The 1,004-nt window shown below is 73.5% G+C and carries 1 protein-coding gene; it reads right to left on the reverse strand.

Features of this window, described 5'->3' with window-relative positions:
- The coding region (locus tag DEIPI_RS29040; protein WP_045233798.1) for an AfsR/SARP family transcriptional regulator at positions 1 to 755 on the reverse strand (755 nt) is incomplete at its 3' end.
- Between the last annotated feature and the right edge of the window lie 249 nt (positions 756 to 1,004).

Consider the following 1,004-nt stretch of genomic DNA (forward strand, 5'->3'; position numbering starts at 1 on the left):
ACGGCCAGGGGGAGCCGCGCGGGCGTCCCCGGCGTGGGCGCGTGGCGTTCGCCCCGGTCGATGTCGTGGGCGAGCCGGACGGTCTCCGGGAGCGGTTCGAGGCCGAGCTCACGCGAGAGCACCTCCTTGCAGCGGTGGTACGCGCGCAGCGCCGCCGGACGGTCGCCGCGCAGGTAGTGCAGACGCATCAGCCGACGCCAGGCGTCCTCGGAGAGGTTGTCGAGCGTGACGAGCCGCTCCGTGAGGCGCGTCGCGTCGAGCAGGTCGCCGGCGTCCTCGTGCGCCTGCGCGGCGCGGATGAGGTGCGTCACGTGCAGCGCGTGGAACCGCTCGCGCGACGCGAGCGCCCACTCGTCGAGTTCGAGCATCTCGTCGAAGGTCACGTCCTTGAGAAACACCTCGTCGGGAACGTCCGCGTGGTCCGCCTGCGACGTGGTGGCGTCCTCGTGCGTCCAGCGGCGCACGTCGGTCGTGACGTACGCGGCGAGCTCCAGGACGTCCGCGCCGACGACGAGCGGCGCGCCGTACGTCCGGGTCTGTCGGCGCAGGTGATGCACGAGGTTGTTGCGCGCGGCGCTCGAAGGCGTGTCGGGCCAGAGCAGCGACGCGAGCCGCGCGCGGGACGTGGCGCCCTCCACGGCGAGGAAGGCCATCAGGGCGAGCGCCTTGCGCTCGCAGGGGGCGTCCGCGCCGTCGGGACGGCGGAGGGTCGGCGTTCCGAACAGCGTGAACTGCCACGACGGGGAGCTCGACATCGTGGCCGCAGCGTAGCAGACGTGGGAGTCCCGCCCGCGCCCACATCGCCGCGTGTCTGCGCGTAGCATGGACGCCATGAAGGGCCTCGCCGTCCTGCGTTCCCTCAGCGTTCCCGCACTGCTCGTGCTGCTGACGTTGCTGCCGCTCCTCTCGACGGACGGCGCGCGTCTGCTCGGCGCGCGGGGCGCGGCGCTCCTCGTGGCGCTCGGCGTGGTCGTCGCGGCGCTGTGGGGCCTCTTCGGCGGTTC

The organism is Deinococcus pimensis DSM 21231 (genome assembly GCF_000519345.1).
Classification (GTDB): domain Bacteria; phylum Deinococcota; class Deinococci; order Deinococcales; family Deinococcaceae; genus Deinococcus_A; species Deinococcus_A pimensis.